This is a genomic window from Erythrobacter sp., assembly GCF_039988855.1.
In the GTDB taxonomy this organism is placed as follows: Bacteria; Pseudomonadota; Alphaproteobacteria; order Sphingomonadales; family Sphingomonadaceae; genus Erythrobacter.
On sequence record NZ_JBDXIY010000020.1, the window covers coordinates 1 to 23,148 of the forward strand.

A 23,148-nucleotide genomic window follows, 5' to 3' on the forward strand; every position below is an offset into this window, starting at 1 on the left:
CATTCCGCCAGGAGTGCCGCAGAGTAGCTATGTATGGACGGGATAACCGCTGAAAGCATCTAAGCGGGAAGCCTCCCTTAAGATAAGGTATTTTAGATCCGTCAGAGACCATGACGTTGATAGGCCAGGTGTGGAAGCGCAGTAATGCGTGTAGCTAACTGGTACTAATGATTTATTCGTGCTTGAGAATTCGCACTGTCAATGACAGGCCTGCTTACGCAGACCCGTCTTGCGGTGGAGAAACCTCTAGCCAGACGCCTCAATTACGACACTTCTCTTGAAGTGATCATCGATTTAAAACCCGCATAATTCACAAGCTTCATTGCTTGGTGGTCCTAGCGACTGTGACCCACCCGATCCCATCTCGAACTCGGCCGTGAAACCAGTTAGCGCCGATGGTACTATGTCTTAAGGCATGGAAGAGTAGGTCGCCGCCAGGCATTGTAGCTTGTGAATTGCGCGGGAAATAACCCATTCACTTGTCAAAGGGCTTTCCTCCGGGTTAAGCCCTTTTGGCGTCTCTATGGACTGAGTCCCAGACGCCTAAGCTAGGTAGCGCGGGATGGAGCAGTCCGGTAGCTCGTCAGGCTCATAACCTGAAGGTCGTTGGTTCAAATCCAACTCCCGCAACCAGCATCATATTGAAAACCCATGATTAATCAGCCTCACTGTCACCAGTGGGGCTTTTTTTCGTTTGGACGCAGACCGCTAATGATACGATCGAGGCACCAATGATAGTGAGAGTGCCAAGACCTAGTGCGGGTCCTAGCTGGCTGTCCTTGCTTCGGTCACTATTGCGGCCACAAGAGGTCAATCCTATTCATGAAAGAACATCGCGTCACGTTAGGTGATATCGAGCTCGCCGTCTTTGCTGCTTGCGCTGGTCCACCAGTGTTGCTTCTACATGGCTTTCCGGATGACGGCGAGGTTCGGGAAAATCAGCTCTCTGCGCTGGCTGTCGAAGTTTACCGTGTAATCACGCCAGACACGCGGGGCTGTGGGCAATCCACGATTCCAGCCGGAGTTTCCGATTATCGCCTCAAGTTTCTCCTCGATGGCATAATCTCGGTTCTCGATCATTTTGAGTTGGAGAGAGTGTCTTTGGTCGCACACGATTGGGGCGCAATGATTGCCTGGCGTCTGGTGATTGCTCGTCCCGAACGGTTCGAACGCTTCGCTGCGCTGGCCGTCGGCCATCCCGCGCCCCTTGGCGCAGGGGGCACGATGTAGATGCTCAAGAGCTACTACATCTTCTTGTTCCAATATCGCAGGTTGAGGGAATGGCTGAGGCGCGGGCCAGGTTGGCGCATGGTCAGGCGCATGTACCGAAGTCAGCAGGAAGTTGACCGGGCCATCGCTAGGCTTTCGCAGACGCGTTACCTAACAGCCGGGAACAATTATTACCGCGCCAATATGCGCATGTTCGCCCAGCGGCTCGAGCCACTGGTTGCAAAATGACGCGCCTGATCGGGTAAACGCGCTGCTGCTGGAATTTTTGGGCTCAGACGGCGCGGCCAACTAGGTGCTAATCGGATGGCAAAGTTCTTGTCGCTCTGGTGCTCTTGTAAGCGACATAGAATGGCACGAGCACCAGGAGTGTCAGCAAGAAGGCGATGACATTTTTCCGGCTTTGCAGCAGCGCGTTGAGGACTATTTGTCGCATCTGGCTGTAGCCCTCGGGCACAGGTGCCACCTTGTTGTCCCGGCGGTATTGTTCATAGTGGCCGAGCATTCTCTGAAAGCGCTGCGGCTCTGATGCAGCCAGGTCCTTGGTCTCGCCGGGGTCTTTGACGATGTTGAACAAGCGCCATTGGCCATCCCCTACCGGTGGTTGGTTCACGACCAATTTGTAGTCGGCTTGGAAGAGCACACCGTGGTCAGTCAATTCATAGCCGATCCAGTCATCAGGACCGTAGGCTCGGTCAGAGACCCCGGAAATCAAGGGCGTTAAGTTACGTCCGGTGATGGGTTGAACAGGGCGCCCGGCATAGCGCTCTGCTGGCTGCGATACCCCGGTCAGCGATAGAATGGTCGGAGTGACATCAGTCGCCCAGGCGAACGCGTTCGTCAGTCGCTGCTTAGGATCAACTGGTTCGCCCGCAATAATGAGGGGGACGCGCATTCCTCCTTCGCCAGCGTAAAACTTGTAATAGGCTAAAGGGCTTGCGGATGCACTAGCGAAGCTGGGACCGATTGTGCTGAAGCTCCCTTTCAGCCCCAGAGTCTCATAATCCAGATTATAGCCAAGATTTGCCGGGCCCAGCCTTTTGGGGAAACCCCGCGGGTCAGTAGGCCCACTGGCCTCACTGCCATTGTCCGAGGTGACGATGAAGATCGTGTTGGCGTATTGTCCGGTCTGCTTGAGGTGATCGATCAGGCGGCCGATATGGAAATCCATCGCCTCGATCATGCCGGCATAAACCGCCATGCGTTTGGCTTGGTAACGCCTTTCCTCGTCGCTCAGCGTGTCCCAGTCGTCGGTTGTTTCCATACGCACCATTGGCGTGTCCGCTGGCACAATTCCGATGGCCGCTGCGCGCTCCAGACGTTGCTCGCGTAGATCGTCCCAGCCCGTGTCGTAGACGCCCATGTAGCGGTCGATGAATTCCTGCGGAGCCTGCACGGGCGTGTGCACGGCCATGAAAGGAAGGTATGCGAAAAAGGGCTCCCCTTCGCTCGAACCGCTATCGATAAAGTCAATCATGCTATCGACTAGAAAACGCGAGGAGTAGAAATCGTCGGGAAGTGTGTATCGCTCACCATCTGCGAACCAGTTGGCTTGGTCGTATATGGGCAGGTAGGGCCGCTGTTCCCAATTGTCCGCGCCTGAATCCATCATGGCAACGGTCCGCTTAAACCCGCGGCGGCTAGGCAGCTTGTTCGGCTCCATGCCCAAGTGCCACTTGCCTGCCATGTAAGTGTTGTAACCTGCGTCCTCGAGCAAGGTCGCCACGGTCACTACATCATCGCCAAGCACACCTTGGTAATTGGGATGAGCGCGCTGCTCAGGGGCAATCATTTCAGGGATGTTGGGGACGCCAGCCAGATGACTGTCCACCCCTGTCAGGAGCATCGCTCTGGAAGGCGCGCAGTTGGGTCCGGTATGATAATTTGTGAAGACCAAACCCTGATCGGCCAGCACGCTGAGATTGGGAGTGCTTATCTCGCTTCCGTATGGAGCCAGATCGGAGTAGCCGAGGTCGTCAGCGAGAATGAAGACGATATTGGGACGGACGGGGTTTGCCGAAACTTGCCTTAAAGGTGCGCCTTGGGCGTCCACTGGTGAAGAGCTGCCAAGAAGTCCTGCGGCTATGATGCCTGCGCACAAGATGCCCATGCCGAAGATCCGATGGATAGCAGGCCGCATCATTGGCTCACCGCTCCTGCGGGAGGCGGCGCGAGGCGGCCAGCAAGATACCCGCCACGACCAGCTCAACCATGATCTGGGGAACGGCTAAGGCGGCATCATGGATGAGCCAAGCGATGGTCCGGCCCAAAGCGGTAATCCCTAGGAGCATGATCGGGGGGTAATACCAGGTACGCCGCTGCGTGATCAAAGCGATCAACATGCAGCTGCCCACAGTCAGGAAGAAGCCTGACATGTCTCCGATCAGTGAAGATCGCCCAAGGCCTTCGCCCAAATCCAGACCAAGAGTTGCAGCGACATCGCCGGGTGTTACTAGCCAGCGCACGCCAGTGAAGACGAAAAGCACCGCTGGCAGCAATACTAAGACTTTGATTATCCGATTGATCAATGCCACTCTCCCTGAATGTAATGTCCTGCATCATCACCTGTGCGGTTGCTCATGCGCATATATGATGGCAGTAATAGTGTCATAATAATGGCTGGGTCAATCTGAGACTGGCTAGAGACCCGTGGGGAGAAGATCGAATGGCAAACCCATTGAGGGCAGTTTGGCGCGATGCGAAGTTCGGTGTGCGCCTTTTGCGCGTGCTGCGTCTGTTCAGCGATCTCCAGCCAGACGATGCTAGAACCGTTGCCGATGATTTTGAGGATGTGATTGACGCCCATCCGGGCAAGGTGGCCTTCGTCTTCGAAGGCGAGGAAATGACCTATCGGCAGTTTGAAGAGCGAGCCAATCGCGTGGCGAATTGGGCTGTGTCTCAGGAATTGAAGGCCGGTGATGTTGTCGCTCTGGACTTGGAAAACTGCCCTGATTTTGCAGCGATCTGGTTTGGCCTGGCGAAAGTTGGTGTTGCCACCGCTCTCATCAACACCAACCTTGAAGGCGAAGGTCTGGCGCATTGCATCGGCATTGTGGATGCAAAAGCTGTGATCGCTGGCGGCCTTCAGGCAGAGCGCGTGAAGGCATGTATTCCCACTTTGGAGAGCAGCCTTGCGTTTTGGGACCTTGATGGTGAGCAGGGTCAAGATCTCTCACTTGCGCTCAAAGGACAAAGATCAACCCGCCCTGACCAGAGTGTAAGACAGAATCTGAAGGGCAAAGACACTGCCTTGTTCATCTACACATCTGGGACCACTGGCCTGCCCAAAGCGGCAAAGATCACAAATATGAAGATCAGAGGGACCGGCAGGACCGCTGATGGGTTGGTTCAAATCAGTTCGAACGATCGGATATACATCACCCTTCCGCTTTATCACATTACGGGTGGCGGATTGGGATTGGTCGGCGCTCTAAGCGTGGGGGCCACAATCATCTTGAGGCGCAAGTTTTCGGCCTCTGAGTTCTGGGATGACGTGGCGGACAATGACGCGTCCTTGTTCGTCTATATCGGTGAGCTTTGCCGCTATCTCCTCAGCGCACCAGACCATCCCAAACAAAACAGCCACGTTCTGCGCGCTGGGTTCGGCAATGGCCTTCGCGGTGAGGTTTGGCGGCCCTTTGTTGAGCGGTTTCATGTGCCAACAATGCGCGAACTGTATGGTTCAACTGAAGGGAATGTGACCTTCCTCAACCTCGACGGGACGATTGGGGCGATTGGTCAAATGCCGGCTTGGATGGGCTCAAAGATCGGCATGGAGCTGGTCAAGTTTGATGTCGTTGAGGAACGCCCCATTCGGGGAGCTGACGGTTTTTGCATCAGGGCAGATGTGGACGAGCCGGGCGAAGTCTTGGGCAAGATCACCGATGTTGGGCGCCAGTCGTTCAGCGGGTATCATGACAAAAAGGCGACGCAGGCCAAAATCCTGACCGATGTCTTCGAGCAAGGTGACAAATGGTTCCGCACCGGCGACCTGATCCGCCGAGACGCCGACAATTATCTCTATTTCGTCGACCGGATCGGCGACACCTACCGTTGGAAGGGAGAAAATGTCGCCACCAATGAAGTGGCAGATGTGATTTCAAAATACCCCGGTGTTGAATTGGCGAATGTCTACGGCGTCGAAGTATCGGGGTTTGAGGGCAAAGCCGGAATGGCGGCGCTGACGGTGGGAAGTGACTTCTCGATGCGCGGCTTTTCCGATCATCTGCGAGCAGGGTTGCCCGCCTATGCCGTCCCCTTGTTTCTGCGCATTCAGCCCGAAGCGGACACCACCGGCACCTTCAAGTTTCGCAAGGTCGAATTGGTCAAGCAGGGCTTCGATCCTAAGCACACGGATGACCCGATTTGGTTTTTGGAACCCGGGGCAAACGAATTCGCCGCTCTGGATGACGCCATGCACGCGCGCATCGCAAACGGAGACTATCGCCTCTAGAGCTACGCATTGACTCTCAAATCGACACTATATATGCCAATACAATATGGCACGATAGATGCTGATACATGGGAGAGAGTTTGTGGCACGTATTCAGCCGAGCGCGCTTGGTCGCGGTGGATCGAAATATGCAATGATGATCGCGCTGGGTTGGGGCCTCGCCGCTTCGCCAGCGATGGCGCAGGACCAAGCGGCAGATGATGGTCAAGCGCTAGAAGCGGACACATCTGTGATCATCGTGACGGCAACACGCCGCGCTCAGGATGTGCAGGATATTCCTATCGCTGTAACCGCAGTGGGCCCCGCTCAATTGGAGGCTCAAGCGGTTGACGATGTAACCGACCTCGGCAGCGTCGCGCCAAGCTTTAACGTATCGCGCGCGCAGGCCGCCTCCAATGGCGTAGTGCTGCGTATTCGCGGCGTTGGCACGACGTCTAACAATATCGGGTTCGAGAGCGCCGTTGGTGTTTTTATCGATGGTGCTTACCAGTCGCGCCCCGGCGTGGCTTTGTCGGAATTTGTCGATGTGGAGCGTGTCGAGGTCCTTCGCGGCCCGCAAGGGACGCTGTTTGGTCGCAACACCTCTGCTGGCGCGCTCAATGTCATCAACCGCCGTCCCGACCTTGGTGAATTTGGCGGCTTTGTGAACGCAAGTTATGGCAATTTCGACCAATTCAGCCTGCAAGGCGCGGTCAATGTTCCTGTGGTTGAGGATGCGCTCGCCCTTCGCCTCACCGGTGCTTACCGCGAACGTGAAGGTTTCATCACTGCCGTTGATGCAAGCGGGGCGGAGATTGGCGAGACCAATGATGTTGACCGTTATTTGGTGCGCGGCCAAATCGGCTTTGCAACGGACAGCGGCATCGAAGGCCGCTTGATCGCCGATTTTTCGAAAGACACCAGCTCTTGCTGCGGGGCGATTGAGCTCTTGCAGTCTCCGATTGAGGCCGCAGGACTGTTCACCCTGGTTGGCTTGGGGCCGCGTGGCGGAATGGCATCGCCAATGGTCGCAACCAGTGCCACTGACAACACGGCCGCGCGCGAAGCGCTGGGCAACCGGATTGTGTCCTTGAACCGCACGCCTTCGGCGGACGTTGAAAACTGGGGCATCACTGGCGAGATTGAAGTGCCGATTAGCGGCAATGTCGATCTGATCTATGTCGGGTCATACCGCGAGTATGATGCGAACGAGGCGTTCGATTCCGACTTTTCTGCCATCGACGTGTTCAATGTCGTGGGCAACAACACGACGATCGATACCATGACACATGAATTGCGCTTGCAAGGCGATGCCTTTGGTGGCCGTGTCGATTGGCTTGTCGGTGCGTTCTATTCAGATGAAGACATTTTGAGTGACGCCATATTGTCTCTGGGTCAGGACTTTGATGCGCTGGTCGGGGCCACATTGTTCGGTCCAACGGGCGGCATGTTTGGCGCCAGTCCTTTACGCGCGTTGTCTGGGGGCTTCGATCCGGCTGACACCATTTCAAACAATCAGTTTGGGCAGTCGGCTGAGAGTTTCTCTGTCTTCACGCACAATGTGTTTTCAGTGACGGACCGCCTCGATCTGACTCTTGGTCTAAGATATTCCGATGAAAGCAAAGACGGTTTCTTTGCGCAGCCATCCAACACCAATCCGGTCTGTACGTCGCTCGCGGCGCGCGCGGCAGCGGGGGCGATCCCTCCGGCATTGGTCGGCCCGGTCATTGGTCTTGGCTGTTTCCCTCTGACTGCGCCGGCAAACTTGCCGCAGTCGGTGGCTTTGCCATTGCCGCAAACCTTCACGGCCAACTTCGAAGATGACGAACTGATCTACACTGCCAAGCTTGGGTATGAGTTTGATACCGTGAACGTCTATGCCAGCTACACACATGGCTATAAGTCGGGCGGCATCAACCTTGACGCAACGGCGGGTGTGAATGCGTCCGATCCGACATTCGCTTCAGAAGAAGTCGATGCCTATGAAGTTGGTTTGAAGGGACGTTTCCTTGACGGGGACATCACCGCCAACCTTGCTTTCTTCTATGAAGATTTCAGTAATTTTCAGGTGCTCGAGTTTACCGGGACGCAGTTTCAGAGCTTTAACGTACCGAAAGCGAAAAGCACTGGCTTTGAGTTAGAGGCGGTTCTTCGTCCAACCGACGGTTTCACGATCAACACGTCGCTGGCTTATACCGATGCGCGTTATCCGTCCGATTGCGCGGGTGCGGCCGATGCGCTTTCGGTGCAAAACCTGTGCGGTTTCTCCCTTACGAATGCGCCTGACATCGTGGCGATTGTGGGTGCGAATTACGAGATGGCGGTCTCAGATTCGCTCGATTTCTTCGTGAACGGCCAAGTGCGCACGGTCAGCGACAGCCGGACATCAACGCAAGGGCGCGCAACGCCTGCAAGCGCCGCTGCCCTTGGTCAAACACCGCTTCTCCCGTTTGATGTGCAGGACGGGCTGACCACGGTTAACCTGCGCTTTGGTCTTAGGCAGGCGGAAAGCGGCTGGGCGATTGAAGCTTGGGCGACCAATCTGACCGATCAAACCGCACGCGGTGTTACCTTCAACACGGCACTACGCAGCGGTTCAAGATCTGCTTTCATCTCGCAGGAACCGCGCATGTATGGAGTTACCCTTAGGGGTGAATTTTGACCTTCTCTCCAGTCCGATCAAAAGGGAAGGGGCGGCCGCATGGAGGCTGCCCCTTCTTCGTTTTCGAAAACTAAGGTAAATCGATGAAAAGATGGCAAAAGGTCGTTGGCGGCGTGCTGGTACTGGTGGTGGCACTGGGAGCGCTCGCCTATACGTTCAGGACCGATCTCATCCTTTGGGGAGTCAAGAACCGCGACCTGCCGGACATTGCGGCCCAAACGCCCGATATCAATTGGGAGCAAGGGCCAGCGCAGGCTGAGCGGCCCATTGAGGAGCGCCCGCCTAACGTCATTCTGATCCTCGCCGATGACCTCGGGATCAACGACATCTCGGCCTTTGGCGGGGGCGTCGCAGACGGTCTTGTGCCAACGCCAAACATTGATCGTATCGCGGCAGAGGGCGTGAACTTCACCAATGGCTATGCCGGGAACGCGACCTGCGCGCCTTCACGCGCCATGCTGATGACGGGCCGCTATGCGACCAGCACGGGTTACGAGTTTACGCCAACGCCCGCTGGAATGGGGCGTGTCGTCAATATGGTTTCGGGCGATATCAGGCCTGATCTTCCGTCCGGCAACTATGACCCCGACAAGGACGCACAGCGCCCGGAATATGAGAGCCAAGGCCTCCCATCTGAAGAGATAACCCTGGCCGAAATGCTGAAGCCAGCGGGCTATCACAGCATTCATATCGGCAAATGGCATATGGGGGTTAGCCCCGAGCTCGATCCGCTTGGACAAGGGTTTGATGAAACCCTGACAATGAGTGAGGGGCTGTATCTGCCAGAAGATGATCCGAATGTTGTGAATGCAAAGGTCGATTTCGATCCCATTGACCGCTTCCTTTGGGCATCGCAGCGGTTTGCAGGCACATTCAATCGGTCTGAACCCTTTGCACCCGGCGGTTACCTTACCGATTGGTGGACACAAGAATCGCTCGAAGCGATCGAGGCGAATAAGAACCGGCCGTTCTTCATGTATGTCGGTCACTGGGCGCCGCATACTCCGTTGCAGGCGACCAAGGCGGATTACGAAGCTGTTGGCAATATCAAGCCCCATCGCCTGCGGGTTTATGCTGCCATGATCCGCGCGCTTGACCGCAGCGTTGGGCAAATTCTCGATAAGCTTGAGGAAGAGGGGATTGCGGACAACACCGTCGTGATCTTCTCAAGCGACAATGGCGGAGCGGGTTACATCGGCCTGCCCGAAGTCAATGCGCCCTATCGCGGGTGGAAACTCACACTGTTCGAAGGCGGCGTTCGGGTGCCTTACATGATGCGCTGGCCCGCTGGCATTCCAGCAGGGCATACGGTCGAGCAGCCGGTCACGCATATCGATATCTTCCGCACAATTGCCTCAATGACGGGAGCGCAGCTGCCTGATCGTGCAATTGACGGGGTTGACCTCTTGCCTGTTGCCACCGGCAGCGGCCCGATTGAGCGCGCTGATGATGCAATCTATTGGCAAAGCGGCTCCTATTGGGCGGTGCGCGCAGGCGATTGGAAGTTCCAGATCGATCAACACCAAGGCAAGAGCTGGCTTTTCAACTTGGCCGATGACCCGACCGAGCAAGTCAATCTGGTGGATCAAGAACCTCAGATGGCTGAGCGCCTTCTTGGTTTGCTCAATGCACATCACAAGGACCGCAAATTGCTCTATCCATCCACGACCTTGATGCCGGCAATGGTCGATAAATCGCTCGCCGAAGAGTACGAAGAGGGCGATGAGCTCATTTACTGGCCAAATTAGGGGGAATTCATGAACCGTGCGAAATGGATTTGGCTCGTCGGCCTCGGACTGATCTATGCCGGCTTTTGGATCTGGTACGGGGGCAATGGCGATCCGCTTTCTGAAGAAGAGGGATTGGCGATGTTGGCCGAGGTTGAGCGGGTTCACGGCGTCAAGCTGGAGGACACACCCGAAGGAAGCATGAGCCGGAACCTGCGCGACATGCTGCCCCATGATGACGGCAAGGAATTCTACGCCGTCAATTTGGAGACGCGTGCTGAGGGCCCGGCGGCGCTTGAGGTAGAGGCGGATTATGCCGCTATCGTGATGCCGCTCCTACTTGAACGAGGCGGCCATCCTGTGTTCGTCAGCGAACGCGTAGGTCTGATGCTTGGCAAATATGGCGGAGAGGTCGATAGAGTGGCGGTTGTTCGATATCGGAGTTTGCGCGACCTTCTCGATATGATTGCCGATGAGAAAATGCTCGAAGGCAATGCCTTCAAGACCACCTCGCTTGCGCATACAGAAGTGTTCATCACACGCCCGACGATCACCTTTGTGCAGGTTCGGCTTATGGTGGGGATGGTATTGGCATTGATCGCAATTGCGGGTGTGGCTGTGATCGGCTCAATTCAAGCGCGGAGGGCACATGCCGCTACTACCTGAACCGGAGAATAATCCCAACGGGCGGATGATGACCGATCCACCTGCCGTCTTGCGGCACCTTATGCGGCGGATGTTTGACCGGGTGATTGTGCCAGAGAAACGCGCAAAGGCCCGCGCCAAAGCGGAAGGCCAGCGGGTAAAGGACGATGCGTCTCACGTTGTCGATTACTTCCACCAGCATGATGATCCCTATTCGCGCTTGGCTGAGCAGGTGTTGGACCGTTTTGCTGAGCGTTATGATGTTGAACTTGTGCGCCATGAGGTGCGGGCGAGCGGCGGCAAGAACCAACCGGAGCTGCAAAAGCTCGGCACATGGGCTAGCCGCGATGCGGAGCTGATCGCGCCATACTATGGGCTAATTCGGCCATCTGAATTGCCCTCTCCTCCCGCTGAACCAAGTCCTGAAATTCTCGATGCGGGCAGTGCGAGGTTGGCGGAACTGGGCCACTATTCAGGTGCCATGTTCTACTATGGCGGCGAATGGTATTGGGGCGTTGATCGTTTGTTCTACCTTGAACAGCGCCTGCGCGATCTTGGCCTTTGTCGCGATCCATCACTGCCCTTTATCTGCCCGCGTCCGGACATTGATGTGAGCTGCGTAGACGCCTCGGGCCTGACGCTCGATTTCTACCCTTCGCTCAATTCGCCCTACACATCGATCATCTATGACAGAACGATCGCGGTGGCGCGCGAATGCGGCATTACGCTCAATCACAAGCCCGTTTTGCCGATGATCATGCGCGGCGTTCCGGCGACGCGTGCAAAGGGCATGTATATCATGTTCGATACCAAGCGAGAGGCAGAGTATCTTGGTGTGGGCTTCGGTCCAGTGATGACACCTATTGGGGAACCCACTCGGCAAATCTATTCGCTGCTCCCTTGGGCGCGAGAGCAAGGGCGCGATACGCATCTGCTGTCGGCAGCTCTGGATCTGGCATTCCGCAAAGGCATTGCGCTTCACCGCAAGTCCGGGCTCAAGCAGGCGGTCGAACAAGCAGGTCTCAATTGGAGAGAAGCCAAACGGCATCTTGGCAGCGAAGGCTGGAAGGACGAGACAGCGCGGCACCAAATCGAGATGAGCGAAGAGCTGGGCCTTTGGGGGGTGCCGAGCTATCGCTTGCGGGGCAGCGAGGCGCACGAAGATCTGTGCGTCTGGGGCCAGGATCGCTTGTGGCTCGTCGCTGCGGAGATACGAAGGCGCGGCAAAAGCGCTGGAATTGTGGCACAATGAGTGCCACTGAGTGGCCCGTACAGATAGGGGAAGGCATGAGCCAGTCCAATATTGCAATAGTTGATGCGTTAAAGGCCGAGGCGCCCTCAAGCGATGGTCGCCGCGCCCGCAGCCAGGCGAGCCGTTCGAAGATCATTCGGGCGATTATGGACCTGATAGAGGCTGGTGATCCGGATCCCAGCACTGCCAATGTAGCGAAGAAAGCTGGTGTCGGCCTACGCTCCCTTTTTCGTCACTTCGAGGATAAAGACGCGATCTATCGCGAATTGGATTCGATCCTGATGAAGGCCTATCGGCCCGTTATTGAAGCGCCATACAGCTCTGATGGTTGGCAAGATCGTCTGAAAGAGATGATTGAGCGCCGCTGCGAAGTGAACGAAGCAACGGCTCCCTATCGGATTTCCACCACGGCTATGCGGCGGCGTTCGAAGTTTCTGAAAGAGAACTTTCAACGGCTGCACGATACGGAGAAAGCCAGGTTGAACTCCATCCTGCCTAGCCAATTGCACACAGACACACCTTTGGGCCGGACGATCCTCGTGGCAATGAGCTTCGACACATGGCGCATGCTGAGAGAAGATGAGCATTTGTCGGCGGGCGAAACGGTCGAGGCAGTCAAGCAAATGGCCGGAGACGTTATCGCGCGCTTGGACGACTGATCGTGCAGCGCTTTCACCATGGGTGAAAAGCTCAAGTACCGCGAGGAAGGGCCGCCGCGAGAGGTCACTGTCGCCGGGTTCCGGCTGGTTGATAAGCAGCGCCAGTCTCCGTCAAATTAGATTACTTTCAAACTAGACAAAACCGCCCACTCCATACAATGACACCAATAGTGCTATAATATGGAGTGGGCGCATGCAGGTCGTAAACCAGACAATACCATCGCAAGAGCAGATGAATGAGTTCTTTGGGTCTGGAGAGGATGGCCCATTCGTGATGGTCAACCTGCTCAAGTTTAAAACCAAGGCGGAATATGCCGATAATCGCGAGACCGATTTGAGCGGTGCTGAGGCCTATGCCATCTACGGCGCCGCGGTCGGGAAATGCATTGCCGATGTCGGAGGGACACCGGGCTTTGCAGGTCAGGTGACGGGACTGCTCTTGGGCGAGGTTGAGGAAAATTGGGACATGGTTGCGCTGGTCGAATATCCCTCGCTCGAGGCATTCCGGACCATGATGACCTCGCCCGAATACCAGAAAATTGCAGTGCACCGTTCGGCAGGTCTTGCGGGGCAACTCAACATCAAAACCAAAGCGCGTGCTCTGGGTTAATCTGAGAGCCAACGCTTAAGCCGCCTTCTTCTCCGGCCAAAGCGCCAAGACCAGCATCACCCCAGCGACAATTGGCAAGACCGTGGCGGCTGTTGCACCCGGCGCGGTGCCGACGGTTTCAAGCGGCTTGTAAATGCCGACCAGCTTGCGCCCGCCATATTCCAGGAAAATGGATAGCCACAAAAGCGGCACCATCGATTTATAGCGGACAGCGGCAAGGAGCATGACCAGCCCCATTGCCAGTTGAGCGAGACCCCACAAGGCAAAGATCGTGATGATGCCCTGCGCGCCGCCTTGTGTGTAGGTGTCGAGCGGAATGGTGGCGATGCTTTGCGCGCCTCCATCTGGCGCCGTGATGTGGTGCTGACTGCGCCATAGTGTCAGGGCGGTCAGCGGATAGAATAGCCAAAGGGCGATTTTGTTCCCTCGATAATTGTTGTCGAACTGAGCCGGGAAGAGACGTTCGATAATGTGCTTCATTGGAACAGCTCCCTTAGACCAGCGGCGTCCAAAATCGGGTCGACAGCAAGGCGGACCGTATGTTCCAGCGCATCATATCGCCCGCGAAGGTCAGCAAGGCATTTGAGCTGATATTTGAAGGTGCCTTGTTCGTAAGGCATGCCGTCAACTTCGATCTGGAAGGTTTCTTCACCAGCCTGCATGGCGGCCTCATTGGCGAGAAGGAAGGGCACATAAACACGTCCCACTTCGGCGAGCAGGCTCAAAACCACAGGCTTTAATGGCGCGTCTGCTTCGTCCCATTCGCCTTCGATCCCCGATGCATCGTCTATATGGAGGAGCCAGCGAAAAGCGTAAGGGAAATCGGCGCGCATCATGGCCTGCGCGGTGGGATCAACACCAAGCTGTGAAAGCTGCCCATAAAGGCTGAACTCGGCCAAGGAGGGCTGCGTCCCGAACAGCCAATGTTCGCTCACAACATGGTCCTCAAGCGCTTGCAAAATGCGCCGTGTGGAATCCTCAATCAACGGGAAGTTTGCGGCCGTGCAGCCCACGATGGCCATGCGCCCGACTTGGCGTTCGCGGAACGTCTTAGCCATGCCCTGGCTTGCCTCCACGCTGCCGCCTTTCATCGCGTCAAATGATAGCCAGCGGCTCATTTGCACCTGATCGACCTCTTCCAACCAGCGATAGCCAAACATCGCCTTTGTCACCCATTCATCGGCGAAATCTTCAAGGATATGCGCGATAAAGGCTTTAGCAGGATCGGTAGGCACGATGCTGCGCTTTGGATGGCGCGCCTCCAGATCGTAGAGCACTGGGGTTGAATCATTGCGGAAACTGCCATCGGGATATTCGATGACGGGAATGACCGGCGGGAGCGACTTTTCCGCGGCCAATTGCTGAACATATGCGCCAGAGGACCACGCATGAGAGATCCTGCGATAGCGCATTAGACTGCGCATTTTCATCGAGTATGGTGAGCCCAAAGCTCCGTGGATCGTGTACATTTTGTGCCCGTCCTTCACATCAGTTGTGATTGTTCGATTGTGTCGCCATTTGCGGGAAGGGAGAAGAACATCCCGTCCTCTCCCACCACAATCGGCCCGTCAAAATGGTCTTCGGCATCGCCCAAAAACGCAGGATACAGAAAGCTCGAGGGCAGCGGCGGCACGAGGTGAGAAAGCACAAGCATCTTTGTGCCTGCAACTTGCGCACTCTTCGCCGCGTCCTCGGGCGAGGTGTGATAATCTTTTATGTCGAACATGACCTTGGCTGTGTTTGCATTGCCCTGCGCTTCAAGAGTCTCTTGCATTTGTGTGACCATGGCCGTTTGCAAAGCCTCGTGGACGATCACATCGGCGCCTGTGCAAACGCGTTCGAGATTGGGGGAGCGGATTGTATCGCCGCTTATGCAAACTGAGCGGCCCGCATAGTCGAACCTATATCCAACCGAAGGGTCAATCGGCTCATGGGCAACGCGGAACGCGGTAATTGTCAGACCGCTTGATTCAAGGATGACGGAGCTGTCGCCTTCCATCTCAAATGGCCGCGCCTCTGCGCCCCCTCCAGCGGAAGGCGCGACCTCTTCGCCGTGATGGGCGGTGCGATAGGTGTCGTCCGTCGCGTAGGCGGCATTGAACCCATAGACAATCGCCTCAACTCCCACAGGGCCATAGACAGGGAGCGGCGCGGCATTGGAGCCTCGGATCCAGTGGTTGAGCATCAAAGGGCCCATTCCATCGAGATGGTCGGAATGAAAATGGGTTAGCAATAAGGCGTCCGCATCACCCGCATTCACACCCATAAGGGAGATATTACGCGCACCGCCTTCGCCGACATCAACGATGAACATTTGCTTGCCTGCAATGACAATATTGCACGGGCCTGCGCGGTCAATATTGGGCATGGGGGAGCCTGTTCCGCAAAGGCCGATGTGCAAGCCATCATCAAGCTGTGCCGCTGTGTCACGGCTGGCATTGGCCTCCACTGCGCGCCCAAAAACCCACGCCCCTATCGGCTTTTGGAAGAGCACTGCGCCGGCGACACCCAACACGGCGAACACCGCCAGCCCGATTGCGAATTTCCTACCCAAATTTTCTCTCCCAGCCCGACAAGAACTGACACTTTGTGTGCCGAAAAGCAATTGCCAAGCGTGTGTCACTCATGCATTATGGCACTATAAGTGTCAATATAGGGGGCAAAGATGGAAGCAGTTCAGATCCGGATGCGGGAATATCCCGGCACCGGCCCAGCGCGAGATGTTTGGCAGCTGACCCGTGATCCGCTGCGGGCGCTGGGCGATGGCGAGGTGGCGTTGGCGCTCGATACGATCTCCATTGATCCCGGAATGAGCGGCTGGATCACCAACAAACGCAGTTACATGCCTCCGGTGAAGCCTGGCGGGGTGATGCGTGCCTTTGGCGTTGGGGAGGTTGTCGAAAGCAAGTCAGAACGATTCTCGCCCGGTGACTGGGTCACGGGCTTTACCGGCGTTCAGACACACGGTGTTTTTCACGGTGAAAATCTGCGCCGGATCGATGCCTCGCTTGCTCCCCCTGCAAAGTTCCTCAGCGGGTTTGGTATGACCGGCTACACCGGCTTTTTCGGCATGAGCGATATCGGCCAACCAAAGCCGCGCGAAACCGTCGTTGTCTCGGCTGCATCAGGGGCGGTGGGCTCTATCGCTGCACAAATTGCCAACGCGGCAGGTGCGCGGGTGATTGGTATCGCAGGCGGGCCAGAGAAATGTGCGTATTTGCAAAGCGAACTGGGTCTCGGTCACGCGATTGACTACAAGAATTGCAATGTGGGTGATGCGCTCAAAAAGGCATGTCCCGATGAGATCGATCTCTATTTCGACAATGTCGGCGGGGAGACGCTTGAGGCGGTGTTGGGCTTGATGAAACATCAGGGCCGGATCGTCGTGTGCGGTGCAATTTCGCAATATGCCGATTTTGCAGGCGCGCAGGGTCCGGCCAATTTCATGGCGGTTGTCACTCACAGTCTGTCCATTCGCGGCTTTACCATGCGCGACTACATGCACCGCATTCCCGAGGCGCTCGAATGGCTCGTACCTGCTTGGAGAGAGGGACGGCTAAAAATGCGCGAACATGTCGTGGAAGGCATCGAGAAATTCCCCGACGCTTATGACATGATCTTCCGAGGTGAAAACCACGGCAAACTGCTTTTGAAAGTGGGCGGAGAAAAATGAACCTTTTGCGCACACCGGACGCGTGTTTCGAAAGTCTTGCAGATTTCCCCTTTGCGGCGAACTACGTCGATGTTTCCGACCAAGAGGGCGGTAAGCTCCGCATGGGCTATGTCGATGAGGGACCGCGCGATGGGCAGCCGGTTGTGATGATCCATGGCAATCCGACGTGGTCCTATATGTGGCGAAAGCTGATCCCAGTTCTGAGCAATGCCGGATACCGCGCGATAGCCATAGACCTCATCGGGATGGGGCGTTCGGATAAGCCAAGTGAAATGTGTGATTACACCATAGCGCGCCACGAAACGTGGGTGAAAGAAGCGCTGTTTGAAAAGCTGGGCCTTAGGGATGCGCATTTCATCTTGCACGATTGGGGCGGGATTATCGGTCTTCGCGCGATTGCCGACTATCAAAACCGTGTATCCAGCATCATCATGTCGAACACCGGTTTTCCATCCCGCGATCCTGAGGAGCCGATAAGGCATATGGCGCGCAAGGGAGCGGGACTGATGCGCCGGTTCCAGCTCTACATCCGGCTGCGCAAGAACTGGAAGCATTGGAAGATGGTGCGCAAAATAGTGCGATCGCAAATGCCCGATGCGGATGTTGCGGGTTTTGCCGCGCCATACCCGCACAAGAAGTACCTAGTTGGCAATCGGCAATTCACCCAGATGCTTCCAACGCGAAACGACAATCCGATATTGACCGAAAACTGGCACGCGCTCCAGAAGCTCAAAGGCTTCGAAAAGCCGTTCCTAAATCTGTTTTCGGACAAGGATATCATTGCCCCCAAGGGCTATGTCAGTGTTCGCCCAGCCATTGCTGGAACCCGCAATTATGAACCGATCATCCTTAAAGGCGGATCGCATTTTCTGCTTGAGGATGTTCCCGAAGAATACGGCCAAGCGGTGATAACTTTCCTCAATTCGATCGAAGAGAGCTGATATGACTAAACGAACGGAAATTTGGGTTGACCGGCAAAACCTTCGCGAGACCAAGATCGTCGAGTTGGATCAGCAGCCTCTTGAAGAGGGGCAAGTCCGCGTTGCCATCGACAAAATGGGACTGACGGCGAACAATGTCAGCTACGCCGTTTCGGGCGATTTTATCGGCTATTGGAAGTACTTCCCGGCCGAGGGGGCTTGGGGCAAAGTGCCTGGCTGGGCCATGGGCGATGTGGTGGAATCGCGCAGCGGTGACATTGCCGTGGGAGAGCGCCTTTACGGCTTTTTCCCCATGGCCAGCGAAGTCGTTCTTGAGCCGGGGCAGGTGGCAGATGGCTTCTTCATAGATGCGGGCCCTCACCGGGCCGAGCTACCCGCGCTCTACAACCAATACCTTCGCACTCAGGGCGAGCCAGACTTCCTGAAATCCTTGGAAGACGAACGCTGCCTTCTTTTCCCGCTCTTCATCACCTCCTTTGGTCTCTACGACTATCTGATCGACAATGCGTTCTTCAATGCGCAGCAAGTTGTCATCGGATCGGTGTCCTCAAAGACTGGGTTTGGTCTTGCACACCTCCTTAAGAATGATCCCAAGGTGGGCCAGAAGGTCATCGGGCTTACGTCGCCGCGCAATGTGGAGTTTGTTGAGAGCCTTGGCTGCTGTGATCAAATCGTGACCTATGGCGAGGAAAGCGAAATTGATGCAGAGCTCACCACCGCATGGGTTGATATGTCGGGCGATGGACCGCTTACCACTAGGCTGCATCATATGCTGGAGGAAAACATGGTTGAAAGCTGCATTGTGGGAGGAACCCATTGGGATTCCGACCGCCGCCGGGACAAAGAGCTGCCTGGCGCTGCGCCCACCTTCTTTTTTGCCCCCGGCCATATCGCCAAGCGTGATGGGGAATGGGGACAAGGTGAGATGTGGCGGCGCGGTTCTGAAGCGGGCGCAGCGATAGCCAATTCAGTATCTGGACAGCTTGCGGTTGAGAAGTTTTCGGGCGCAAAAGAGGTCGAAGCCATTTGGCGTGATATGCTCGACAACAAAGTGTCACCTTCGCGCGGGATCATGATCTCGATCTAAGCCTGCCTATTCAAACGAAGGATTACAGCCATGAAGCCACTATTGATTGCCCTTGCACTTGCGTCAGCAATGCTTGCAGCGCCGTGCGCCGCGCAAACCAGCGAAGAAACGCAGCAGCGTGCCCGCGAGAATTTCCAGCAAGCTGACAAGAATGATGATCGCAAGTTAAACCCACGCGAGTTCAAAGCGTTCATCAATGCCAATGCCGAAGATGACATCGGCCGCGCATCAATGGTCCGCCGCTTTGGAGCGTATGATCGAGCCTTTGCACGGTTGGATGCCGACAAGGATGGCGAGATTACACGAGCGGAACTTCTCGCTGCGCGGCAACAGTAGATTGATGACCCTCGCTTATGACTGCCGCTCGCCCCATATCTCTTGATTGTCTTGTCGTTCGATCCTGCGATCGGTGCGCAGGTTGAATAGGCTTTCGAGCCCCGTGCTTTCGAAAACGGTGAGGGTTGCGCTTTGGTCCTCATCTGACTGGCGATCAAAGGCATCTTGCAGTCGTTGCAGCAGGTAGAAACGATAGGGGGCGACAACCGTTTCGATTTGTGTGCCTCTCCATTCAAATGGGGTCAATCCCATGCCGCTCTTCATCGATTTATTGTGTGTTTGAGCCCCTGTTTCGACCTCTGGATGACGTTCCAGCCAGCTGTTGGCGCGTGCCACATGCGCGGTGATTTCAGGGAGATAATCGTCTGAAATGAAGCGCATGACTTGCAGCAGGCTTTCGGGCGGGTTTGCGCTATCGAACAGTTTGCCATCAGAGCCTGCCGTGGCTGCATCGAAAAAGGTTTCCGCCATATTCATCCGCTCAACCCAACGAAACACATTGGGCGCGCTGACTTGCATCAAATGGAGAGGCGCTGGGTCGCGGCCAAGGTGCGCATACATCGCGCCGATTAAACCATAATCGGCGATGGTTGCGTGGCCCCCAAGGATGAAGGGATGCTCGCGCAAATGTTGCTCCATCAGCGACAGGAACTGAGCATAGCTTTCCTCGATTAGTGTGTAGGTGTCAGGCTTTACTCCGAAAACCACAGCAGCCTGCCTCATACGGCCGCTGGCGTGGAGGAAGGCTGCGTCCTCGGCGTCTTTCGGCAGGCCTGATGGGAGCACGTCGCGGAAGGTTTCCCGCAAAAAAGGCAGGTTCACTTCGTCGAAATTCCAGCGGTAATGCATCGCCGGACGCAGCAGGCCGTGGGAACCGAACAGTTCGAACAGGTGCGCAACGGCCAGCAGCTTTGGATCAGCGGGATAAATCGGGCTCTTGCTAAAACCAGCGGCATCAAGATGGTCGATTATGTCCGCGCCATCCTGAATGATCGCGCCTTCAGGTGTTTTGATCACCGGGATGATCCAACGACCGATTTGCGGGACGATCTCGCCCGTAAATTCCTCACTGCCGGCCTTCACTTCGGCAAAGGGAACGGCGTTCATCCGCATGTAGGAGCGGGCCCTAGCCGTATAGAGCGATCCGGCCATTCCAAAGAGAGTATATGTCAATTGCTACCTTTCACATTCAAGCGCATATATTATGGCACTAATAGTGCATATATGTGTGAGCGGCAATGCGTGGGTTCCTCCGGCCAACCGGGGGCAATGGAACCTCCAAACCACTTATTTATGCAAAGCCTCTTACGCGAAGTTCAGGACCGCGTTGGATCCAGTTTAGATCGGAATACTCGCATGCCCCGTCCGTCACGTGCAGCGTGTAGGCGTGTCTCGGCCTGTCTGAACGATTGGGCGGGCTGTAATGCGGCAAGAGCCCATGAAAGAGGACCAATGTGCCTGCCTTCACCTCAAGCGGGAGAGCGCAGTTATCGTTGGGCCATGGGGCATTAGACAGATCGTCCATTTCCGTCGCGCCATCCCTTAGGCAAAACCGTTGCCGCAAAGGGGTGTCGATGCCATCCTTACTCACCCAAAGACAGCCATTTTCTACGCTCGCATCGTCGATCGCAAACCAGAAAGTGAGCACAGAAATCGGCGTAGTATAAAAGAAGGTTGCGTCTTGATGCCAATGCACTTCGCCGCCAATGCGCGGTTGCTTGAAGATATACATCGACTGCCAAATTTGCGGGTCTTGCAGTCCCAATGCACGCGCCAGTTCGCCGCACTTGGGATCACGTGAGAATTGCTCAAACACCGGATCAAGGTCGTGCATCGCATGACCGATCTTATTGATCGAGAGGGCTTTTTCCTGCGCAAGCTGACCGTTCGCGTCAAAGGCCTCTTCTTCAAAAAAGCACCGAATTTTGTCGCCGGATGTTAGGAAATAATCGTCGCGCGGGCGGGTTTCTTCCTTGGTAGTGAAGATCGATCTTTGCCCTTCTGCGTCGAATTCATCGATGATCTTTGCCGCTGCCGCACGCAGCCCTTCGAGTTCTTCTCGCGGCTTGAAATTTTCAAGCACAACATAGCCCTGCTGACCGAAATCCTCGATGTCGCGCTGCGTGATCAAGGGGGTCTTACCCGCGGGCCACTGTTTCAAGCAGTTCAGCGGTCACCGGATACCCCGCATCTTGCATGATTGTGAGCATCGGCTTTGCACCAGAGGTGTCGATTTGCGGGACAATCGTTTTGACAGGGATCGCCTCGGCTTGGGCGCGGGCTTCTGCGAAGCTGGCAAACAGGGCAAGCCGTTCAAGGTTTCGCCGAGTTGGAAAAATCAGTTTGATCTCACCTTGCTCGGCCATCTCAAGCGCTCCCTTTGCGCTAACCCAGAACAGGCGTGTGTTCTCCGCTTGATCGGTGGAAACTTCCACATCACCCGTGCCCAGATTGGCAAGGTAGAACCGCGTGTCATACACGCGCGAAAGTTTTTCATTCTTGGGATACCAGCGAGCGAAAGGTACGATCTGATCAAGGTCCAAGGCCCAATCGAATGCCTTTAGAACTGGGGCGAGAGTTTTCGTTTCATGGAGCATTGTCCGGGAGGCAACAGCTTTGTCAGCGTCAATTTCGCCCTTTAACCCTAAAGCAAGTCCGGTTTCTTCAAGCGTTTCGCGCACTGCGGCGATCTGGTGTCCGACCTCATCAAGGGTAAGGTCACCTCGCATTGATGGAGGGACTTGCTTAGCGAGCTCAAAATCGGCGTCATCCACTCGGCCGCCAGGAAACACAGCCATGCCGCTTGCAAATGTCATATTGCGTGAACGCACGGTCATAAGCACCTGAGGTTCACCGCCTTGAGGACAATCCCGATAGATTATGATGGTGGCTGCCGGAATGGCTTCGCTTGCTGTGGATTCGCTGGTCATTGTTTGCGGATGATGCAGGCTCATCGCGGTCTTGCCAAGAGCCGGGCAGCAATGATCCGGCAATCGGAGCAAGCGAGCACTTGTCGAAAAACTTTACAGCTCATTTTACGTTAATTGCTGGGTAACCATTGCATGCCGCAGAAATCCAAGAAAACGCGTTTTTGGCACGGTGGATGCATATGTTACGATGAAGAATGTGGTCTTCGAATTGAGGCAAGCCCTTCCTGGTCTCTGGGTGATGCCTCCCCATCTTAAAAAAGCCGTTTCGCATTTACCCGGTGCGAGGCGGCTTTTTAATTGTAGGCCTGCTTTATGCACTCGCATCCGCGAGCGCTTCCTCGTTAAATGAGGAAAGCGTTACCCTTCGATTTTGGCGACTTTGCTGTCGTCCATCATCTGTTGAAGCTCACCAGCTTCGAACATTTCCATCATGATGTCGCTTCCGCCGACGAACTCGCCTTTGACATAAAGCTGCGGGATGGTGGGCCATTCCGAATAGGTTTTGATGCCCTGACGAATTTCCATGTCTTGAAGGACGTCAACACTCTCATATTGCACCGCACAATGATCGAGGATGGCAACGGCCCGGCTTGAGAAGCCGCATTGCGGGAACAATGGTGTGCCCTTCATAAAGAGAACCACATCGTTCTCACCTACAACAGAAGCGATACGGGTGTCAGCATCAGACATTGCGAAAAACCTTCAAATTCTTGTGAGTTTGTATGCGAGCTATTTGGGGACCACAGTGATCACTTGCAAGGCATGGAGTTCGCCGCCCATTTTCTCACCGAAGGCGGCATAGACCATCTTGTGTTGCTGGACGCGGCTTTTGCCTGCAAATTGCGGTGCAGTGACCTTCGCCGCCCAATGGTCATCGTCGCCGGCCAGATCGGTCAGCTCGACAATAGCGCCGGGAAGGGCAGCTTTGATCGCTGCCTCGATTTCATGGCCGGGCATGGGCATGAGC

At 55.7% G+C, this 23,148-nt stretch carries 23 protein-coding genes, 1 tRNA gene and 2 rRNA genes; 16 read left to right on the forward strand and 10 right to left on the reverse strand.

Going from position 1 to position 23,148, the window contains the following annotated elements; all coding sequences use genetic code 11:
* The 5 genes from ABJ205_RS15085 to ABJ205_RS15105 all read left to right on the forward strand — a co-directional run.
* A 23S ribosomal RNA gene (locus ABJ205_RS15085) occupies positions 1 to 186 on the forward strand; the annotation flags it as partial.
* A 139-nt stretch (positions 187 to 325) separates the two neighbouring features.
* Positions 326 to 440: ribosomal RNA gene (gene rrf / locus ABJ205_RS15090) — 5S ribosomal RNA — on the forward strand.
* A 116-nt stretch (positions 441 to 556) separates the two neighbouring features.
* Positions 557 to 633, forward strand: a tRNA-Met gene (locus ABJ205_RS15095).
* A gap of 189 nt (positions 634 to 822) precedes the next feature.
* Positions 823 to 1,230, forward strand: coding sequence for an alpha/beta fold hydrolase (locus ABJ205_RS15100; RefSeq protein ID WP_348158112.1), 408 nt, complete (start codon positions 823 to 825; stop codon positions 1,228 to 1,230).
* On the forward strand, positions 1,231 to 1,458 hold the full coding sequence (locus ABJ205_RS15105; RefSeq protein WP_348158114.1) for a hypothetical protein: 228 nt from the start codon (positions 1,231 to 1,233) through the stop codon (positions 1,456 to 1,458).
* A 67-nt stretch (positions 1,459 to 1,525) separates the two neighbouring features.
* Here the strand turns inward: ABJ205_RS15105 and ABJ205_RS15110 are convergent, their stop codons facing one another.
* On the reverse strand, positions 1,526 to 3,370 hold the full coding sequence (locus tag ABJ205_RS15110) for an arylsulfatase (protein WP_348158116.1): 1,845 nt from the start codon (positions 3,368 to 3,370) through the stop codon (positions 1,526 to 1,528).
* Positions 3,371 to 3,374: 4 nt separating this feature from the next.
* Positions 3,375 to 3,755, reverse strand: coding sequence for a hypothetical protein (locus ABJ205_RS15115; protein ID WP_348158119.1), 381 nt, complete (start codon positions 3,753 to 3,755; stop codon positions 3,375 to 3,377).
* A 137-nt stretch (positions 3,756 to 3,892) separates the two neighbouring features.
* Here ABJ205_RS15115 and ABJ205_RS15120 point away from each other — a divergent pair, with 137 nt between their 5' ends.
* The 7 genes from ABJ205_RS15120 (at position 3,893) to ABJ205_RS15150 (ending at position 13,214) form a co-directional block, all read left to right on the forward strand.
* Positions 3,893 to 5,680 (forward strand): long-chain-acyl-CoA synthetase, encoded by a 1,788-nt coding sequence (locus tag ABJ205_RS15120; RefSeq protein WP_348158121.1) that lies wholly within the window; start codon positions 3,893 to 3,895, stop codon positions 5,678 to 5,680.
* 82 nt (positions 5,681 to 5,762) lie between these two features.
* Positions 5,763 to 8,321 carry a TonB-dependent receptor gene (locus tag ABJ205_RS15125; RefSeq protein WP_348158124.1) on the forward strand — a complete coding sequence of 853 codons (2,559 nt, stop codon included), beginning with the start codon at positions 5,763 to 5,765 and terminating at the stop codon, positions 8,319 to 8,321.
* 83 nt (positions 8,322 to 8,404) lie between these two features.
* Complete coding sequence (locus ABJ205_RS15130; protein ID WP_348158127.1) at positions 8,405 to 10,069, forward strand: sulfatase-like hydrolase/transferase; 1,665 nt, start codon at positions 8,405 to 8,407, stop codon at positions 10,067 to 10,069.
* A gap of 9 nt (positions 10,070 to 10,078) precedes the next feature.
* Positions 10,079 to 10,714 carry a hypothetical protein gene (locus ABJ205_RS15135; protein WP_348158130.1) on the forward strand — a complete coding sequence of 212 codons (636 nt, stop codon included), beginning with the start codon at positions 10,079 to 10,081 and terminating at the stop codon, positions 10,712 to 10,714.
* Positions 10,698 to 11,945: a DsbA family protein gene (locus ABJ205_RS15140; protein WP_348158132.1), complete on the forward strand. Its 1,248-nt coding sequence runs from the start codon at positions 10,698 to 10,700 to the stop codon at positions 11,943 to 11,945. Before ABJ205_RS15135 ends, ABJ205_RS15140 begins: the two co-directional genes overlap by 17 nt.
* Positions 11,946 to 11,980: 35 nt before the next feature.
* On the forward strand, positions 11,981 to 12,604 hold the full coding sequence (locus ABJ205_RS15145; protein WP_348158135.1) for a TetR/AcrR family transcriptional regulator: 624 nt from the start codon (positions 11,981 to 11,983) through the stop codon (positions 12,602 to 12,604).
* A 193-nt stretch (positions 12,605 to 12,797) separates the two neighbouring features.
* Complete coding sequence (locus ABJ205_RS15150; RefSeq protein WP_348158137.1) at positions 12,798 to 13,214, forward strand: DUF1330 domain-containing protein; 417 nt, start codon at positions 12,798 to 12,800, stop codon at positions 13,212 to 13,214.
* 15 nt (positions 13,215 to 13,229) lie between these two features.
* On the opposite strand, the gene ABJ205_RS15155 is transcribed toward ABJ205_RS15150, so the two are convergent.
* Genes ABJ205_RS15155 through ABJ205_RS15165 form a run of 3 tightly spaced genes read right to left on the reverse strand, consistent with a single transcriptional unit; the run spans position 13,230 to position 15,768 of the window.
* Positions 13,230 to 13,694: a hypothetical protein gene (locus ABJ205_RS15155; protein WP_348158140.1), complete on the reverse strand. Its 465-nt coding sequence runs from the start codon at positions 13,692 to 13,694 to the stop codon at positions 13,230 to 13,232.
* Positions 13,691 to 14,683, reverse strand: coding sequence for a glutathione S-transferase family protein (locus ABJ205_RS15160; RefSeq protein ID WP_348158143.1), 993 nt, complete (start codon positions 14,681 to 14,683; stop codon positions 13,691 to 13,693). The genes ABJ205_RS15155 and ABJ205_RS15160 overlap by 4 nt, the downstream gene beginning before the upstream one ends.
* 14 nt (positions 14,684 to 14,697) lie before the next feature.
* Positions 14,698 to 15,768 (reverse strand): MBL fold metallo-hydrolase, encoded by a 1,071-nt coding sequence (locus ABJ205_RS15165; protein ID WP_348158146.1) that lies wholly within the window; start codon positions 15,766 to 15,768, stop codon positions 14,698 to 14,700.
* 111 nt (positions 15,769 to 15,879) lie between these two features.
* Between ABJ205_RS15165 and ABJ205_RS15170 the strand changes: the two genes are divergently transcribed.
* The 4 genes from ABJ205_RS15170 to ABJ205_RS15185 are packed head-to-tail and all read left to right on the forward strand — an operon-like array spanning position 15,880 to position 19,251.
* A complete protein-coding gene (locus ABJ205_RS15170; RefSeq protein WP_348158148.1) occupies positions 15,880 to 16,887 on the forward strand; it encodes an NADP-dependent oxidoreductase in 1,008 nt (335 codons plus the stop codon).
* On the forward strand, positions 16,884 to 17,828 hold the full coding sequence (locus ABJ205_RS15175) for a haloalkane dehalogenase (RefSeq protein ID WP_348158150.1): 945 nt from the start codon (positions 16,884 to 16,886) through the stop codon (positions 17,826 to 17,828). The genes ABJ205_RS15170 and ABJ205_RS15175 overlap by 4 nt, the downstream gene beginning before the upstream one ends.
* A gap of 1 nt (position 17,829) precedes the next feature.
* Entirely contained in the window at positions 17,830 to 18,915 is a 1,086-nt protein-coding gene (locus tag ABJ205_RS15180; RefSeq protein ID WP_348158152.1) for a DUF2855 family protein, read from the forward strand.
* Between the two features lie 30 nt (positions 18,916 to 18,945).
* The gene (locus ABJ205_RS15185) at positions 18,946 to 19,251 is read left to right on the forward strand and encodes an EF-hand domain-containing protein (RefSeq protein WP_348312735.1); all 306 of its coding nucleotides are present in this window, start codon (positions 18,946 to 18,948) and stop codon (positions 19,249 to 19,251) included.
* Between the two features lie 15 nt (positions 19,252 to 19,266).
* Here the strand turns inward: ABJ205_RS15185 and ABJ205_RS15190 are convergent, their stop codons facing one another.
* From ABJ205_RS15190 to ABJ205_RS15210, 5 genes are all read right to left on the reverse strand, one after another.
* Positions 19,267 to 20,424: a glutathione S-transferase C-terminal domain-containing protein gene (locus ABJ205_RS15190; protein ID WP_348157607.1), complete on the reverse strand. Its 1,158-nt coding sequence runs from the start codon at positions 20,422 to 20,424 to the stop codon at positions 19,267 to 19,269.
* 118 nt (positions 20,425 to 20,542) lie between these two features.
* Positions 20,543 to 21,412 (reverse strand): phytanoyl-CoA dioxygenase family protein, encoded by an 870-nt coding sequence (locus tag ABJ205_RS15195; protein ID WP_348157609.1) that lies wholly within the window; start codon positions 21,410 to 21,412, stop codon positions 20,543 to 20,545.
* Positions 21,390 to 22,205, reverse strand: coding sequence for an NUDIX domain-containing protein (locus ABJ205_RS15200; RefSeq protein ID WP_348510078.1), 816 nt, complete (start codon positions 22,203 to 22,205; stop codon positions 21,390 to 21,392). The genes ABJ205_RS15195 and ABJ205_RS15200 overlap by 23 nt, the downstream gene beginning before the upstream one ends.
* 333 nt (positions 22,206 to 22,538) lie before the next feature.
* Positions 22,539 to 22,871, reverse strand: coding sequence for a Grx4 family monothiol glutaredoxin (grxD, locus tag ABJ205_RS15205; RefSeq protein WP_348157614.1), 333 nt, complete (start codon positions 22,869 to 22,871; stop codon positions 22,539 to 22,541).
* Positions 22,872 to 22,910: 39 nt separating this feature from the next.
* A complete protein-coding gene (locus ABJ205_RS15210) occupies positions 22,911 to 23,144 on the reverse strand; it encodes a BolA/IbaG family iron-sulfur metabolism protein (RefSeq protein ID WP_348157616.1) in 234 nt (77 codons plus the stop codon).
* Between the last annotated feature and the right edge of the window lie 4 nt (positions 23,145 to 23,148).